At 65.3% G+C, this 16,507-nt stretch carries 12 protein-coding genes, 1 tRNA gene and 1 pseudogene; 5 read left to right on the top strand and 9 right to left on the bottom strand.

Going from position 1 to position 16,507, the window contains the following annotated elements; translation table 11 throughout:
- Window positions 1–186 precede the first annotated feature (186 nt).
- On the top strand, window positions 187–2,838 hold the full coding sequence (locus AWC27_RS11535; protein WP_085670609.1) for a cation-translocating P-type ATPase: 2,652 nt from the start codon (window positions 187–189) through the stop codon (window positions 2,836–2,838).
- 97 nt (window positions 2,839–2,935) lie between these two features.
- On the opposite strand, the pseudogene AWC27_RS32975 reads toward AWC27_RS11535, so the two are convergent.
- Window positions 2,936–3,052: pseudogene (locus AWC27_RS32975) on the bottom strand (PPOX class F420-dependent oxidoreductase); the annotation flags it as partial.
- A gap of 474 nt (window positions 3,053–3,526) precedes the next feature.
- Between AWC27_RS32975 and AWC27_RS30085 the strand changes: the two are divergent.
- Window positions 3,527–4,330 (top strand): hypothetical protein, encoded by an 804-nt coding sequence (locus AWC27_RS30085; RefSeq protein ID WP_139836928.1) that lies wholly within the window; start codon window positions 3,527–3,529, stop codon window positions 4,328–4,330.
- 370 nt (window positions 4,331–4,700) lie between these two features.
- Here AWC27_RS30085 and AWC27_RS11530 read toward each other — a convergent pair whose 3' ends face one another.
- The 7 genes from AWC27_RS11530 to AWC27_RS11500 all read right to left on the bottom strand — a co-directional run bounded on the left by AWC27_RS11530 (window position 4,701) and on the right by AWC27_RS11500 (window position 11,032).
- On the bottom strand, window positions 4,701–5,762 hold the full coding sequence (locus AWC27_RS11530) for a hypothetical protein (protein ID WP_139836927.1): 1,062 nt from the start codon (window positions 5,760–5,762) through the stop codon (window positions 4,701–4,703).
- Between the two features lie 169 nt (window positions 5,763–5,931).
- Window positions 5,932–6,005 (bottom strand) — tRNA-Ile (locus tag AWC27_RS11525).
- Between the two features lie 72 nt (window positions 6,006–6,077).
- Window positions 6,078–6,374, bottom strand: coding sequence for a hypothetical protein (locus AWC27_RS11520; RefSeq protein WP_085670607.1), 297 nt, complete (start codon window positions 6,372–6,374; stop codon window positions 6,078–6,080).
- Window positions 6,375–6,518: 144 nt separating this feature from the next.
- Window positions 6,519–7,277 carry an Rv1352/Rv1906c domain-containing protein gene (locus tag AWC27_RS11515; RefSeq protein ID WP_085670606.1) on the bottom strand — a complete coding sequence of 253 codons (759 nt, stop codon included), beginning with the start codon at window positions 7,275–7,277 and terminating at the stop codon, window positions 6,519–6,521.
- Between the two features lie 6 nt (window positions 7,278–7,283).
- Window positions 7,284–8,135 carry a carboxymuconolactone decarboxylase family protein gene (locus AWC27_RS11510; RefSeq protein WP_085670605.1) on the bottom strand — a complete coding sequence of 284 codons (852 nt, stop codon included), beginning with the start codon at window positions 8,133–8,135 and terminating at the stop codon, window positions 7,284–7,286.
- 9 nt (window positions 8,136–8,144) lie between these two features.
- Window positions 8,145–9,518 (bottom strand): metallopeptidase TldD-related protein, encoded by a 1,374-nt coding sequence (locus AWC27_RS11505; RefSeq protein ID WP_085670604.1) that lies wholly within the window; start codon window positions 9,516–9,518, stop codon window positions 8,145–8,147.
- The gene (locus AWC27_RS11500) at window positions 9,515–11,032 is read right to left on the bottom strand and encodes a TldD/PmbA family protein (RefSeq protein WP_085670603.1); all 1,518 of its coding nucleotides are present in this window, start codon (window positions 11,030–11,032) and stop codon (window positions 9,515–9,517) included. Before AWC27_RS11500 ends, AWC27_RS11505 begins: the two co-directional genes overlap by 4 nt.
- Window positions 11,033–11,065: 33 nt before the next feature.
- On the opposite strand from AWC27_RS11500, the gene AWC27_RS11495 reads away from it, so the two are divergent.
- From AWC27_RS11495 to AWC27_RS11485, 3 genes are all read left to right on the top strand, one after another.
- Window positions 11,066–11,938: a carbohydrate ABC transporter permease gene (locus tag AWC27_RS11495; RefSeq protein ID WP_085670602.1), complete on the top strand. Its 873-nt coding sequence runs from the start codon at window positions 11,066–11,068 to the stop codon at window positions 11,936–11,938.
- On the top strand, window positions 11,925–12,737 hold the full coding sequence (locus AWC27_RS11490) for a carbohydrate ABC transporter permease (RefSeq protein ID WP_085670601.1): 813 nt from the start codon (window positions 11,925–11,927) through the stop codon (window positions 12,735–12,737). Before AWC27_RS11495 ends, AWC27_RS11490 begins: the two co-directional genes overlap by 14 nt.
- A gap of 82 nt (window positions 12,738–12,819) precedes the next feature.
- Window positions 12,820–14,136, top strand: coding sequence for an ABC transporter substrate-binding protein (locus AWC27_RS11485; RefSeq protein ID WP_085670600.1), 1,317 nt, complete (start codon window positions 12,820–12,822; stop codon window positions 14,134–14,136).
- Between the two features lie 46 nt (window positions 14,137–14,182).
- Here the strand turns inward: AWC27_RS11485 and AWC27_RS30985 are convergent.
- Window positions 14,183–16,507: hypothetical protein (locus AWC27_RS30985; RefSeq protein ID WP_211281608.1), on the bottom strand; the 2,325-nt coding region annotated here is incomplete at its 5' end.

Below are 16,507 nucleotides of genomic sequence, written 5' to 3'. Positions count from 1 at the left end.
GGTCGCTAGCAACGGATTCATGCGGGGACAACGGCTATTTGCTCCACCTTTGCTCGGGGTCCGCGGGTAGCGCCGTCAAGAGTTAATGGAGCGATAGAACTCGAGGGGATTTTATTAGCGCGCCTGTCATCGCAACCGAAAGATCACGCGTCGGCGCTCAGACTGAGTGCAGCTGAGGGGAGGCCCATGGCCGGAGTCGTTGTGTCTGGGCTGACCACGGCGGAGGCCACCGAGCGGCGGACACAGGGCGGTGCGAACAGACTGCCCGCAAGGAAGCGGCCGTCAGTCGTTCGTCGCCTGCTCGGGGAGCTCACGCACTTCTTCGCCCTGCTGCTCTGGGTGGCCGCGGTGCTGGCCTTCATCGCAAAGCTTCCTCAACTCAGCGTTGCGATCATCGCGGTGATCGTGCTCAACGGGGTCTTCGCGATGATCCAGCAAGCACGGGCCGACCGGGCCGCCGATCGGCTCCAGGAGATGCTGCCGACCCGCGTCACGGTCTGGCGTGACTGCCGTCGGCAGGTGGTCGAGGCCGAGGATGTGGTGGTCGACGACGTTCTCCTGCTCGAAAGCGGCGACCGGGTGCCGGCCGATGCCGTGGTGCTTACCGCCAACCGGTTACTCGTCGACTCCTCCATGCTCACCGGCGAGAGCGAGGCCGGCGCCGTTGCCGAAGGCGAAGCGCTATTCGCGGGCACCTTCGTCGTCGAGGGAGACTCGCGCGCCCGCGTCACCGCGATCGGCCAACAGACGCGGCTGGCCGGGATCACCCGGCTGACGACCTCGACCACGAAGCCCGACACCCCACTCACCCGCGGCCTGCGCGCGGTCGTTCGCCTCATCGCGGCGATCGCGATCGGGGTCGGCGTGCTGTTCTTGGGCATCTCGGTGCTCGTGGGCAACCCGATCCAGCAAGCCTTCGTGTTCGCGATCGGTGTCACGGTCGCGCTCGTTCCAGAGGCACTACTTCCTACGGTGACGCTGTCCCTCGCCTGGGGTTCGGAGCAGATGGCTAAGCGGCAGATCCTGGTCCGAAACCTCGAGGCCGTTGAGACGCTCGGCTCCACGACGTTCATCTGCACCGACAAGACGGGCACCCTCACCCGCAACCAGATGACCGTCGTCGAGGCCTGGACTCCCGCCGGGTCGCTGACCGTCGACGGCGCCGGTTACGGGCCCACGGCCGGACTGACGTCGTCCTCATCCACCGCAGATGATTCCTTCCGAGAGCTCGCCCTGGCCGGCGAACGCTGCTCCACCGGGTACGCCGAAGAAGTCGACGGGCAGTGGCGGGCCCACGGAGATCCCATGGAAGCGGCCCTCGACGCCCTCGCCCGACGACTGGGCATCGATACGGTCGAGGACCGTCGTACTGGTTCCGCCGAGCTGCGGTTCCCTTTCGATCCTCGGCTGCGCCGCATGGCCGTGGTGCTGGCCGACGAGATCGTGGTGAAGGGGGCGCCGGACGTCGTGCTTCCGCTCTGCGGTGACGACCCAGCGGCCCACCAGGTGGTGGACGCCCTCACCGCCCGTGGATTGCGGGTACTCGCCATCGCGGCCAGCCCGAGAAATGGCCGTACGCCCCGAAATCAGAGCGAGTGCGACCAAGAGTTGCGTCTGCTGGGCCTCGTGGCGCTGGAGGATCCGCCGCGGGCCGACGTCGCCGAATCGCTCGGCGCCTGCCGGAGGGCGGGAGTGAAGGTGGCGATGGTGACCGGTGACCATCCGGCCACCGCCACGGCCATCGCCGACGAAGTCGGGCTACGTTCTCCCGACTCACCGGTGCTATCGGGGACGGGCCTACCCGAGGACGAGCAGCATCTTGCCGCTCTGCTCGATCGCGACGGGGTCGTGATCGCCCGGGTCGCTCCGGAGGACAAGCTCCGCATCGCCCGCGCGCTTCGCTCAAGAGGCCACGTCGTGGCGATGACGGGAGACGGGGTCAACGACGCGCCAGCGCTGCACGAAGCCGATATAGGCGTGGCTATGGGACGGTCCGGCACCGACGTCGCCCGCGAAGCAGCCGACCTGGTACTGCTCGACGACTCCTTTGCCGGCATCGTGGCCGGTATCGAGCAGGGTCGCGCAACCTTCGTCAACATCCGCAGGTTCCTGACCTACCACCTGACCGACAACGTCGCCGAGCTCGCGCCGTTCCTCGTCTGGGCGCTCTCGGGCGGCCTGTTCCCGCTCGCGCTAGGCGTCCTGCAGATCATCGCCCTCGATATCGGCACCGACACCCTGTCCGCGGTCGCCCTCGGCGCCGAGCCACCCGCGAAGCACCTGCTCGAGGGACCCCCGGTTCGCGGCCGGCTGATGAACCGCACCGTGCTACGCCGGGCCTTTGGGGTACTGGGACCACTCGAGGCCGCGCTCTCCCTCGCCGCCTTCGTGGTGTCCCTGCTGGCGCTCGGCTGGCGTCCCGCGAATCCCTTCCCCACCGGGCACGACCTGGCCGCGGCATCTGGCGCGGCATTCATCACCGTCGTCTTCGCCCAGACGGCGAATGTCTTCGCCTGCCGGTCCTCCTCGCGCTGGCCCGGAGCGCTGGGCTGGGCCACCAACCGGCTCTTAGTGCCGGCGGCACTCATCGGACTGGCCGCCTCCTTGTTAGAACTGTGGGTGCCGCCCATCGCAAAGTTGCTCCGCCAGTGGAACCCGCCGCTGTGGGGATGGGTCGTCGCGTTCGCCTCGATGCCGGTCCTGCTCGCCGTCGACGCACTGGACAAGCAGCTGCGAAGGCGTCGCCAACTGCGCACGTCATCGGGCGAACGGTCTGCCGCCCGACGTGAACCGGGGCCGAGCGGGTGGTGGCGCATTTCCGGCGCTTCGCGCCGTTGACGGAGCAGTCCGCCACGCCAGCCGGCCCGATGTAATCTCCTTGTGCCGCAGCACATACACGAACACAACTGCAACGCTCGTGCGTGCTGATTCGTCGTCATCGCGCGACAGACGGAATCAACTCGGCGTGTACGGTGCGGCCGAACTTCGACCGCATGAGTCGATGCGCCAAGGGCACTAGCACTCCATGCAGTAACGGGTACTTCTGCCGCAACCGCCACAGGACCGGCCGGGAACGGAGGGCTCAGTCAGAGCGTCAAGGATCAGCCGCAACAACTGTCACGCATCAGCCGAAACACTGTCACCCATCACCCGAAGACGAAATGTCACGCGTCAGACGGTCATACAAGGGCTGAAGTGGGGCTTAAGTGGGGCGGGCGGGGCTCGAACCCGCGACCAACGGATTATGAGTTCTGCTGACCTGGCAAAATCCGGTGATTCTAGGCCCCTAGCAGCGCCTTTGCGTGATTCATCTTGAAGCGTTGAATCCCTTGTCTTTCAATAGCTTTCGTTGAATCAGGGTATCCAATCGCAACGTTTGAATCATCGTCGCAGGTCAGACGGCACGCGAGCCAGTTGCGTAATCGTTGCGTAACGGCTGGCCGGAAACCGGGTTTGCTGGCCGAATCACAGATTGAATCGGCGTGGCACCAACCAAGACAGTTAGATGCTCAACTAGCTTTGAGCCGTGTTCCTGGCCCTGCATGGCATGAAAGCCGAAGCCTGGTCGGCGCTTGGAACATGGGCAACCGTCATCGTTGCGGCGACCGCCGCATATCTAGCGCTACGTCAGGTCTACGAAGCAAAAGCAACACGCGAGAGCGCAAGACAACCACATGTTGTCGCGTTTCTCGACATGAACCCAAAGAATTGGCAATGGTTTGACTTGGTAATCAAGAACTTTGGCCCAACCACGGCATACAACATCGAAGTTAAACTTCGGGATTTGAAAGTCGTTCCGTACAAAACGACCCAAGGCGTCGACATATCGGAGCTCTACATTCCAAAAACTATCGCAACGCTTGTTCCCGACCAGGAGTGGCGAACGATTTGGGACTCGGCTATAGACCGCGAAGAGTACAAGCCCAAGCTCGTAGCACAATATACTGGTCATCTAGAGTACTCAGAAAATATGGACCCGAACGCCAAGCGCCATAAAAGCCCAATCTCTCTAGATACAGACATGTTTCGCAATTCGATGCGGTTTAGCGACGAACAGCGGTCTAATCCTGTCGCGGAAGTACTTTCGCAGATCGCAACCACTCTCACTCAATACCAGAACGAAAATGATGGTATTTGGGTCTATCCGAAATCGCCGGAAGAACAGCGCCAGCATCTAGAAGAAGAAGCGCGCAGACGCCGCGAAGCTTTGGAACGACAACGCGAAATGGTAGACCGTGCATTAAATAAACGCACGACACTCAAACTTGGCCCCGATGACGGGACTCCAAGCGATCAGACTATCGACGATCATCACCTCCAACGACGTTAGGTAGTTCGCAAGTACGCCGTTGATCCGAACGGTAACCACGGCTGGATATGAGGACATAGCGAAAAACGCTAGGTTCTGTGGTCGCGTTGATCAATCTGCCCTTTTGAGTCAGCGGGTAATCGGCCACTGGTGGCCAAATAGGTCACTGGTGACCGTTTGTCTGCGCGTGGCCGGTAGTTAACTCTGGCGCGCTGGCGCTTGTGGCTCTGCGTGGCTCTCAGCGCCAGCTACGGGCTTCTGCGCCGGTCGGAGCGCGACACCTGACCTTTCGCCGGGCTTGCATCGCCGGGGCCGGTGGGGCTGTGAGGTGTGCGTGCTAGGCCATAAAGCGGCGGCAAGATTTGATCCTTGCTCGCGAAGGCGGCGGTGATCATTCTGTGGGATTCGCTTCGGTATCGACTGGCATTGATTCTGATGGCTGGTCGAAATACCTCTCTGGAATTCCACCATGAGCGTCTACGGCGTCGACGGGAATGAGGATTCTGCCTGTCGGTGTGCCAGCAGACGGCGACGTGTTGGCCCGGAGTATGTCCAGGATGGCTGAAAGCTTGTGCATCCGCGATAAGCCCGCATGGTCGTTGTCGCGGCCCTTATCCAAGTCGTTGATGTGACCCGCGTTGATCCCGATGAGGAAGGAACGGTGGTATCCAGTGAACTCCACCCGCGCAGAAGGCCCGTCAGGCGAAAATCTCCCCTGACTGCTCGTCATGTGTATAGGCAGCGGTGGAATCCCACGCTGAGCTACGAAGACAGGGCTACCTGAGTTTCCACTAGTCGAGAAGGCGTCAAAGAGAACCTGCTGGTTTCCATCGTTAATCGTTGGATCGCCCTCCAGCCTGCGATACTCGGTCTGGGGATCGCTGGCGATCATGCCCGACCGAAAGACTGGCCTCACCTGGGATTTGTCATACCAGACCGGATAGCCTGGAAATAACACGAACTCTCCGGGTTGTAGTAACGGCCAAAGCTCTTCACACTCTAAAAGGTACTCCCAGCTCAGACCGTGGTTGAAAATTACGGTGTCGATGTTCGGGTCGGGAAAAAGGTTTTCCAATTTATCGTACGGCGTCCCGAGGGTGTGATGGTCCACCTTCGGCCCGAAGGGTATGACGGCTACATCTATCGTTCTATCGTGGTGGTATAACGGTTTCGGATCATCAATCGTGAATTCGATTCTGAAATTTTTGCTCTGCCAGAGCTCGATTTTGACCGATTTTGGAGTTGCACCTTTATATTCAACCGGGTTGTAAGAAGCTGCATCAGTGAGATGCCTGTTCGTAACTACGCCAAATCGGTTGTCCCCGCTTGGGAACTGAACAAGAAAGCCTGTCCCATTGAACGGCTCGCATTCGAGGTCATGGTCTGCAAAGTGATGTGTGATTGTCAGCCTGCACGCTGAGTACAGCTGGTTCGTACCAAATCCTGTGTCCACGGCTGCACGGTACGCGGAGGCGCTGACAAACATGTTTGCCAACCAGAGTTTGTACCATTGATTGTATCATTGGATTGCGTAAAACTTGCGTAATTTTTGACCGTTTGAGCCCCGTGAATTTGACCGCCAGCCAACTAATAAACTGGCTCTGAACTGCATTTTTACCTTGTGGGGCGGGCGGGGCTCGAACCCGCGACCAACGGATTATGAGTCCGCGGCTCTAACCAACTGAGCTACCGCCCCGTGCCGGCTAAGTCACGCAGCAGACCACCGCGCTGCAGCACGCCGTTGAGACTAGCGCTTGCCCACAGCGGGTTATCGCAGAGCCTCGTCCGGATTCTCCGCAGCATCGGCCGCCGCGATGAGCGCCCTGGCCAGTCGACGCGCCCCTTGGGACGTGATCGGCCAATCGGGACACAACCCGCCGACGGCAACCCGGGACACGACCCGGCCGTCGGCGTACTGCAGGCCGTGGATGCTCACGGTGATATCGGAGCCGCCGTTAACGCTGTCGACGGTCCATTCCCTGCCATCGAACAGGCGAGCCCCGCCGTCCCAGCCGGCGATCCGTTTCGCGCCGACGGGGGCTTCAACATCAGGATGACCGGTCATGGTCGCACTTCTCTCCCGCGATGTCGTTCTCCGCGCCTCACGGTACCGGCGCCCAGCGAACCCACACAAGCGAACATCGCTGTGCTACAACGCAATCCAAATACAACGAGCAAACGTCCCGCACGTAGCGAAAAAGTGAACAACCTAGTAGAGGTAGACGACTGCGTCGTTGCCGCCGTTGCATGTCACCAACGAACCGCTGGCAGCACAGGTCATCGTGTAATGCTGGCCCGTCACCGGGCTCACTGCGTCGACCTGTCGCGGCGTCGAACTAGCAGGACCGCTGGCCCCGTACGCCTGCCGCACCTGTTCGGCGAAAGGACAAGTGGTGCCCGGTGATCCGGTCGCAGATTGCGCAAAGGCGCCCGCCGGCCCACCAGACGGAGGACACACCTGGGCACCGGGCGGAAGCGCCACCGGCGCCTTGGACGAGGACGTGGTCGTCGTGGCAGCTCCGGGAGCTTGCAGCGTCCACATCGCACAGTGCTGGGTCTTGAACGCGACGTCACCCGCCTCCACCCGCACCACCTGCGGAGCGTTGCCGGCGCCGTTGGCAATGATGTCCTTGTAGCTGCCGTTGAGCCCCCGCAACCGCTCCCAATAGCAGGACTCGCCGCCTTCGGACCGATATGTGCCGGGCTGGATGTCCACCCCCACTTTGAAGGTGCCGTCGCCCGGAATCGTCTTGGTGACCGGCGCCGCGGACACAGAAGTAGACGCAGAAGTTGACGAGGACGAGGGCGGAATCGACACCGTCGTCCCCGGATAGATCGGCGGTAGCCGGCTGGGGCCCTCGTCGCGTCCGGTCACCGACGGCATGGCCGATCGACCACCGGTCCCACCGCAGCCGGCCACCACGAATACCGCCGCCACCGCGACCCAGAAAACCGCTCTACGAGCCATGACCCGTCAGCTGAACACCGTCTGACCGCCGACGTCGATCAGGTAGCGCTCGGTGCCCTCGGAAACCCGAGGGGCATCGGCACCCAACGACACCGCAATCTTGTTGCTGGAATTACGCATGACGTCAAAGGTGAGCTCCACGGCCTCCGCCTCCGAGAAACGGGAGCGCACCTCGGCGGCAGCGTCGACGACGAGGTGCGCAGGGCTCCAAATTAACGCATCTGCATACCGCAGGGCGGCTTTTGCGCGGACATCGATCATGTCCGATTCCTCGTACCGCGATATCTCGCCGTACAGCGTCTCCGAACCACCCGCGTCCAGCGCGTTTCCTTCGCGCAGCGACTTGCACAACCGGCAATTGTGCTGGGCCGCCACCCGCAGCCGAACCAGCTCGGAGGTGATCGGATCGAGCGCACGCATCCGGGCCACCGCGGGCAGCAATCGGGCGAACAACACTTCCGAAGGGTCGGTGCCGTTGTCCCAGGCGATCGGCCCGTTCACCCATCCCAGATACTCCGCACCAACGTCCAGCGCTTCCAATCCGGCCCGCACCCGCGGCACGAAATCGGCGATATAGATGGAGGCGACATCTCGAAAGGTCTTGTCGCCCAAGTATTTAAACAGCCGGGACCGCTGTTCGACGGTGACCATCGAAACGTCGACGCTGAACTGTTCGGCAAACTCGGCGACGGCGGCTTCGGCCTCCGACTCGGGCTCAGCCACCGCGACCGCGGCGGGCAACGGGGGCAGCGACACCGCCTCGGCGCACACTCGTCGCACCAATCCCACCAGGCGAGCATCGCCGGTAGACAACGCGACCAACTGCGTGAGTTGATCACTGAGAACTGGAGCCGTCATGCTCACACGCTACTGCGCCTGGCTCACCGATGACATGTGGAAATCCGGTATCCGCAGCGACGGCATCGCCACCCGGGTAGCCCAATCCGACCACTCCCGCGGCAGGGTCGTTTCGCTGATGCCCGCCTCGGAGGCCCGCCGCAGCAAGTCCAGCGGGCTCTCGTTGAACCGGAAATTGTTGACCGCCGCCGTCACCTCACCGTCCTCGATCAGGTACACGCCGTCCCGGGTCAAGCCGGTGAGCAGCAGCGTCGTGGGGTCGACCTCGCGGATGTACCACAGCGTGGTCAGCAGCAACCCACGCTCGGTGGCAGCCACCATGTCGGCAAGCTCGACCGACCCGCCGGTCATGACGAGGTTGTCGGCGGCAACCGCGACCGGCGCGTCGTACTTGGCGGCGGTGGCCCGCGGGTAGGCCAGCGCGTTGATCACCCCGTTGCGGATCCAGTCCACTTGCGCGATCTCCATGCCGTTGTCGAACACCGACACCGTCTCCGAGGAGTTGCTCGCCGCAACGAACGGCAGACACGCCAAGCCTGGCGCGGCCGGGTCGGTGAACATAGTCAGCGGCAAATCAGTAAGCCGCTCCCCCAGCCGTGTTCCGCCACCGGGCGCCGACAGCGCGCTTCGACCCTCTTGCGCGCCCCGTCCGGCCATCTTCCACCCGAGGAAGATCATCATGTCGGCCACCGTCGACGGGGGCATCAGGGTTTCGTAGCGCCCGGCGGGCAACTCGACGGTGCGCTCCGCCCAGCCCAACTTCATCGACAGCTCGTCGAGCAGCGAATCCGTTGGCAAGTCAACGAAATCGGCCGTGCCGATTCCCGCCCAAACACTGGCGTCGCCGCGTTTGGCGTTGAGCTCGATGGCACCGGCGGGCTGGGTGTAGCGGCGGCGCAAGCCCGTCGAGGACGCCAGGAACGTCGTCTCGACACTATGGTGGGCATACCCGAACAACCGGTTGGGGCCGCGGAATCCGCGGTTCAGCTTGCCGATCACACCGGTGAACACTTCGGCTCCCGTACCGGGTACCGGCGCATCCCAATCGACCGGCTCCCCGGAATCGCCAAGCAGCGGCGCAGCATCCCCGGCCTCCGGCGCGGCGCGCGCGGCTTCCTGCGAAACCTTGACCAGCCTGGGCACCACCGCCGGATCCACCTCAGCGGACACCACGGTGCCGACAAACGCTCTATCATCCTGGCGCACAATCGATATCACGGTCATGCTGCGGCTCACCGCGACACCGTTGGTGGTCATCGTGCTGTTCGCCCAGCGCAGCGTCGCCTCCATGCGATCGGTGACCAGCACCATGGTCTCGTCGGCGCGGCCAGCTTTCGCCGCTTCCTCCAGAACCAGGTTGACCAGGTGCTGTGGTGTGATCATCGGCCGCCCTCAGTACGGGTGTTGAGCACGCTGATGTTTCGGAACAACGCCGACGGGCAGCCATGGCTGACGGCGGCCACCTGACCGGGCTGGGCCTTGCCGCAGTTCATCGCCCCACCGAGTCGCCAGGTAGACGGACCGCCCACGGCCTCCATCGAATTCCAGAAGTCGGTAGTGGTTGCCTGATAAGCCACATCGCGCAGCTGTCCATACAGCGCCCCGTCGCGGATCCGGTAGAACCGTTGGCCGGTGAACTGAAAGTTGTAGCGCTGCATATCAATTGACCATGACTTATCGCCGACGATGTAGATGCCGTCGTCGACGCGCCCGATCAGATCTTCGGTGCTGAGGTTGTCGGTGCCCGGTTGCAGCGATACGTTGGCCATCCGCTGAATCGGGACGTGATGCGGCGAGTCGGCGTAGGAACACCCGTTGGAGCGCGGCTCCCCGAGCCGTGGGGCGAACACGCGATCGAGCTGATAGCCGACGAAAACGCCGTCGCGCACCAGATCCCAGCTTTGGGCGGCCACCCCTTCGTCGTCGTAACCCACACTCGCCAAACCGAATTCGACGGTACGGTCAGCGGTCACATTCATCACCGACGAGCCGTACTGCATGGTGCCGAGTTTGTCGGGGGTGGCGAACGACGTGCCGGCGTAAGCCGCTTCGTAGCCGATCGCGCGGTCGTATTCGGTTGCATGCCCGATGGATTCGTGAATGGTCAGCCACAGGTTGGTCGGATCGATCACCAGATCCGTGGGACCGGCCATCACGCTGGGCGCCCGGACCTTCTCGGCCAGCAACGACGGCAGCTCGGCAAGTTCGTCGGTCCAGTTCCACACCTCGTCGCCGGCGACGGCTTCCCAACCCCTGGCCGTCGGCGGCGCCAGCGTACGCATCGAGTCGAAACTGCCCGCATCGGCGTCCACGGTGACCGCCTCGAGCGAGGGCATCACCCGCACCCGCTGCTGGGTGATCCACGACCCGAAGGTGTCGGCGTAAAACGTCTGCTCCTTCACCGCCGTCAGACCGGCCGACACATGGTCGACACCCTCGGCGTCAAGCAACCGTCCGGAGTAGTCCTCGAGGACCGCGATCTTCTCCGGCGTGGGAACCATGAACGGGTCGATCTCGTAATGCGACACCCAGGACGCGTCGGCGTATACCGGCTCGGGTGCCAGCGTGACGCGCTCCTTGTTCAGCGGCGCAAGCACGGTCGCGACGTGCACGGCCCGGCGCGCGGTGGCCGCCGCGACATATGGCGACAGCTCCGGATGGGAAGAAAATCCCCACGTACCCGCGACGATCACCCGGACCGCCAAACCGATCTCCCGGTTGATGACCGAGGTCTCCAGCTCGCCGTCGCGAAGTTGGATGATCTCGGTACTTATCCGGTGAATGCGCAGGTCGGCGTAGCTGGCGCCGGCCGCGAGTGCCGCCGATATGGCGGCCTCGGCCAATTCGTAGCGCGGCAGTTCCAGGAAGTCGGCATCGATCCCCCGATTCGGCGTCACGGCTACACCGTAACGACCGGCTTTAATACATCCATGAGCGACGCGCCACGCCGGACCACCGCGCTGGCCTACGCCCTGTTGGCGCCCAGCCTGTTCGGCGTGGTCGCGTTCTTGTTGCTGCCCATCCTCGTCGTCGCCTGGCTGAGCCTGTACCGCTGGGACCTACTGGGCCCGCTGCACTATGTCGGGCTGGCCAACTGGCGTTCGGTGCTTTCCGATGGCAGCTTCGGCGACTCACTGCTGGTGACGGCCGTCTTCGTGGCGATCGTGGTGCCTGCGCAGACCGTGCTGGGACTACTGGCCGCGATGATGCTGGCCCGCGGGCTGCCGGGCACCAATTTCTTCCGGACTTTGTACGTGCTGCCGTGGATCTGCGCGCCGCTGGCAATCGCGGTGCTGTGGCGCTGGATTCTGGCCCCCACCGACGGCGCAGTCAGCACCATCCTGGAACGCCGCGTCGAATGGCTGACCAACCCCGACCTTGCGCTGCCGCTGGTTGCCGCTGTCGTCGTCTGGACCAACGTCGGCTACGTCTCGCTGTCGTTTCTAGCCGGGCTGCTTGCCATTCCCGACGACATCCACAACGCCGCACGCACCGACGGGGCGAGCTCCTGGCAGCGATTCTGGCGGATCACCTTGCCGATGCTGCGGCCGACGATGTTCTTCGTCGTGGTCACCGGAATCGTCAGCACCGCACAGATTTTCGACATCGTCTACGCCCTGACCGGCGGCGGCCCCGAAGGCAGTACCGAACTGGTTGCCCACCGCATCTACGCCGAGGCGTTCGGTTCGGCGGCCATCGGACGGGCATCGGTGATGGCGGTGGTGCTGTTCGTCATCCTGGTCGGCGTCACATTCGTCCAGCATCTGTACTTCCGCCGGCGGATCAGCTATGACCTCACGTAACGCCGCCATCTATGCCGGCTTGGTGCTGGGCGCGCTGATCACGTTGCTGCCGTTCGTGCTTGGCTTGCTGACGTCGTTCACGTCAGCGCATCAGTTCGCGACGGGCACACCTCTGCAAGTGCCGCACCCGCCCACCTTGTCCAACTACACCGATCTGGTAGGCGCCGGCTTCGGCCGGGCCGCGATCGTGACCGCGCTCATGACGGCGGTAATCTTGCTGGGCCAGCTGACCTTTTCGGTGCTGGCCGCTTATGCGTTCGCGCGGTTGCACTTTCCGGGACGCGACGTGTTGTTCTGGGTCTACATCGCGACTCTGATGGTGCCCGCGACCGTCACCGTGGTGCCGCTCTATCTGATGATGGCTCAGCTGGGTATGCGCAATACATTCTGGGCGTTGGTGTTGCCCTTCATGTTTGGCTCGCCGTATGCGATCTTCTTGTTACGTGAGCACTTTCGCCTTATTCCGGGCGAGCTGATCAACGCCGCGCGCCTCGACGGGGCCAACACACTGGACGTGCTCGTGCACGTGATCATTCCGTCCAGCCGCCCCGTGCTGGCCGCGATGACCCTGATCACCGTTGTCTCCCAATGGAACAACTTCATGTGGCCATTGGTGATCACCAGCGGCCGCAAGTGGCGGGTGCTGACGGTGGCCACCGCCGATCTGCAGTCCCGGTACAACTCCCAGTGGACTCTGGTGATGGCGGCGACGACCGTCGCAATCGTGCCGCTGATCGTGCTTTTCGTCGCTTCCCAGCGGCACATCGTCTCCTCGATCGTGGTCTCGGGGCTCAAGTGACCGATTTTGGCCGCGCCGAGATTGCCGTCAGGGCTGCGATTTGCGAGGCTTTACGACCTTCACGGCAATCTCGGCGGCGCCCATGAGGCCCCGCTTCTCCACACTGGTCGCCACCGCGCTGGTGATGGTCGCGGTGCTACTGGGTGTCGTGGCCGTGGTGCTCGGCCGCGAGGGCGAACCCGGTAGCGGCAAGATCGTCGTGACGGTACGACTGTGGGCCGAACCAATCGCGTTGGCCTACCGGGAATCGTTCGACGCCTTCACCCGTAGCCATCCCAACATCGAGGTGCGCACCAATCTGGTGTCCTATTCCACCTACTTCAACACCCTGCGCACGGATGTGGCCGGCGGTAGCGCCGACGACATCTTCTGGGTGTCCAACGCCTACCTCGCCGCCTACGCCGACAGCGGTCGCCTGATGCGGATCGCCCCCGCGCCAGACTGGGAGCCGGCGGTGGTCGACCAGTTCACTCGTGGCGGTGTGTTGTGGGGCGTGCCGCAACTGACCGACGCCGGAATCGCGGTCTTCTACAACGCCGACCTGCTGGCCGCTGCCGGGGTCGACCCAGCCCAGCTCGATAACGTGCGATGGAGTCCCGACGGCAACGACACATTGCGGCCGTTGCTGGCCCGGCTCACCGTCGACGCCGACGGACATCGCGCGGGGACAACGGGTTTCGAGGCCCGACGGGTCCGTCAGTGGGGCTACAACGCCGCCAACGATCCGCAGGGCATCTACCTCAACTACATCGGCTCGGCCGGCGGGTGGTTTCAGCGCGACGGCGAGTTCGCCTTCGACAACCCGGCCGCGGTGGACGCCTTCCGATATCTCGTTGGCCTGATCAACTATGACCACGTTGCACCGCCGGCTTCCGACACCAACGACAACGGCGATTTCTCGCGCAATCAATTTCTGGCCGGAAAGATGGCCCTATTCCAGTCTGGCACTTACAGTTTGGCCGCGGTGGTCCGCGATGCGCCCTTTCGCTGGGGTGTGGCGATGATGCCCGCCGGCCCCAAGGGCCGGGTCAGCGTCACCAATGGCATTGCCGCAGCGGGCAATTCAGCCTCTAAGCACCCTGACGCGGTGCGCCAGGTGCTGGCCTGGATGGGCAGCAGCGAGGGAAACGCATACCTGGGTCGCAGCGGTGTGGCCATTCCTGCGGTGCTTTCGGCGCAACCTGGATACTTCGCTTACTGGAAGACCAAAGGTGTAGATGTCACACCGTTTTTCGCCGTTCTGAACGGGCCACGCATCCCGGCCCCCGGCGGAGCCGGCTTTGCCGCCGGCAATGAAGCGCTGCAGCCCTACTTCGACGAAATGTTCCTCGGCCGCGGCGATGTCGTGACGATTCTGCGGCAGGCTCAGGCGGCGGCCAACGCCGCTGCGCGGCAGTAGCCTGCACGCACCCGTAGGACGCGGTGACGGCAGGGACACCGTCGGTTCATCCGTGTGTGCCAGTGCTGCCGTTACCCCCAGCGACGCCGGCGGTTCCGGGAGGCGTGCCGGCACCGCCGCTTGCGCCACCACCCCCTGTGCCACCCGTGCCGCCGACGCCACCGGCGAAGCCGTTACCCTTGCCGCCGGTACCGCCTCTTCCGCCGGTGCCGCCGTTGCCCCCGTTGCCACCGGCGCCTCCGGCAGTTGAGGTGCCGCCGATGCCGCCCCCGCCCCCGTCTCCGGCCGTGCCGCCGACCCCACCGATACCTTGGGTTGCGAAGCCGCCGGTGCCACCCATGCCTCCGGTGCCTCCGATACCCCCGGCGCCTGCGGCGCCGGAGAGACTGCCACCCCCGGCCCCACCAATTCCTCCTTTACCGCCAAGGCCACCCGAGCCGCCCTGCTTGCCAAAAGCCGTGGTGGCACCCCCTAGACCGCCTTGACCACCTACACCGCCTCCACCGCCAGCGCCACCAGTGCCGGTGCCGGTTGCCATGCCGCCTTTGCCGCCGTTGCCGCCAGCGCCTGCGGTGCCGCCTGTGTCGCCGATGACGTTGAGGCCATCGGTGCTGTGGCCGCCGCTCTGGCCGCCGTTGCCACCCGCCCCGCCGGTGCCACCGGCGCCTGCGTTCCCGCCGGCGTTTGCGTTGCCGCCGACGCCACCGTCGCCGCCGACGCCTCCCGTGCCGCCGATATCGGTCCCGCCGGTGAAGTTGAAGTTGGCGTTACCGCCGCTGCCGGCGGCCCCGCCGGTACCCCCGGTTCCGCCGTTGCCCCCTCCGGTCGCGGCGCCGCCGGTGCCACCCACGCCTCCGTTGCCGCCCGTTCCGCCCTTGCCGGGGGCTGAGATAGTTGTAGCTCCCCCGGCGCCGCCCTGGCCGCCCGTGCCACCGGTTCCGGCGTTGCCATGGTCGATTGCGGCGCCGCCTTGGCCGCCTTTGCCGCCGTTGCCGCCGTTGCCACCGGTGGTGCCGGTGCCACCCGCTCCGCCTGTGCCGCCGGTTCCGCCTTTGCCTCCGGTGCCACCGTTGATGCCGCCGATGCCGGCACCACCGTCTCCGCCCTGGCCACCTTGACCACCGGCAGTGCCCGTACCACCGGTGGTACTGCCGTTGTTACCGGCCATACCGGCCCCGCCTTGACCACCTTGCCCGCCCGTACCACCGGTGCCGGCGCCACCGGGCCCGCCGCCCTGGCCTGCCGCACCCGCGCCACCGCCGGCCGCCCCACCACTGCCACCAGCCCCGGCGCCACCGCCCTTACCGCCCGTGCCCCCGGTCCCCGCGCCGCTGCCGGTATCCGGTGTCCCGGTCCCGCCAGCGCCACCCGTTCCGCCTTGGCCTCCGGTTCCGCCTTGGCCGCCGTTGCCGTTGGTACCGCCAATCCCGGCGTTCCCGCCAGCCCCACCCTGGCCGCCGGTACCGCCGGCCGTTGCGTCCCCGCCGGCTGCACCGGTGTTCCCGGTGGCCGGCGTGCCAGCCAAGCCGGCCCCACCCTGACCACCTTGCCCGCCGGTGCCGCCGGTGCCGGCGTTGCCGGTGGCGCCGCCCTGGCCTGCCGCACCCGCACCGCCACCAGCTGCCCCGCCGCCGCCGCCGGCCCCGGCGTCACCGCCCTTGCCGCCCTTGCCGCCGGTGCCCGCGCCGCTACCGGCATCGGGGGTTCCGGTCCCGCCGGTGCCACCGTTCCCACCCGTGCCTCCGGTTCCGCCTTTGCCCCCGTTGCCGTTGGTGCCGCCGAATCCGGCGTTCCCGCCGGCCCCGCCCTGGCCGCCTTTGCCGCCTGCGGTACCGTCTCCGCCGGTTGCACCGGTGGTCCCGCTGGCCAGGGTGCCGCCTTTACCGGCCCCACCCTGACCGCCGGTACCGCCATTGCCGCCCATGCCGGCGTCGCCAGTAGCACCCACCTGACCCGACGCACCTGCACCGCCACCGGCAGCCCCACCACCGCCGCCGGCCCCGGCGTCACCGCCCTTGCCCCCCTTGCCGCCGGCGCCCGCGCCGCTACCGGCATCGGGGGTTCCGGTCCCGCCGGTGCCACCGTTCCCACCCGTGCCTCCGGTTCCGCCCTTGCCGCCATCACCATTGGTGCCACCGAACCCCGCACTGCCGCCCGGCCCGCCCTGGCCGCCTTTGCCGCCGGCAGTACCGTCCCCGCCGGCTGCACCGGTGGTCCCGCTGGCCGGGGTGCCGTCTCTGCCGACCCCACCCTGACCGCCGGTACCGCCATTGCCGCCGATGCCGGCGTCGCCAGTAGCACCCACCTGACCCGACGCACCTACGCCGCCACCGGCAGCCCCACCACCGCCGCCGGCCCCGGCGTCACCGCC

This window comes from Mycobacterium szulgai (assembly GCF_002116635.1).
In the GTDB taxonomy this organism is placed as follows: Bacteria; Actinomycetota; Actinomycetes; order Mycobacteriales; family Mycobacteriaceae; genus Mycobacterium; species Mycobacterium szulgai.
The sequence above is the reverse complement of the archived record's forward strand: the minus strand, read 5'-3'. Positions and strand labels throughout refer to the sequence as shown.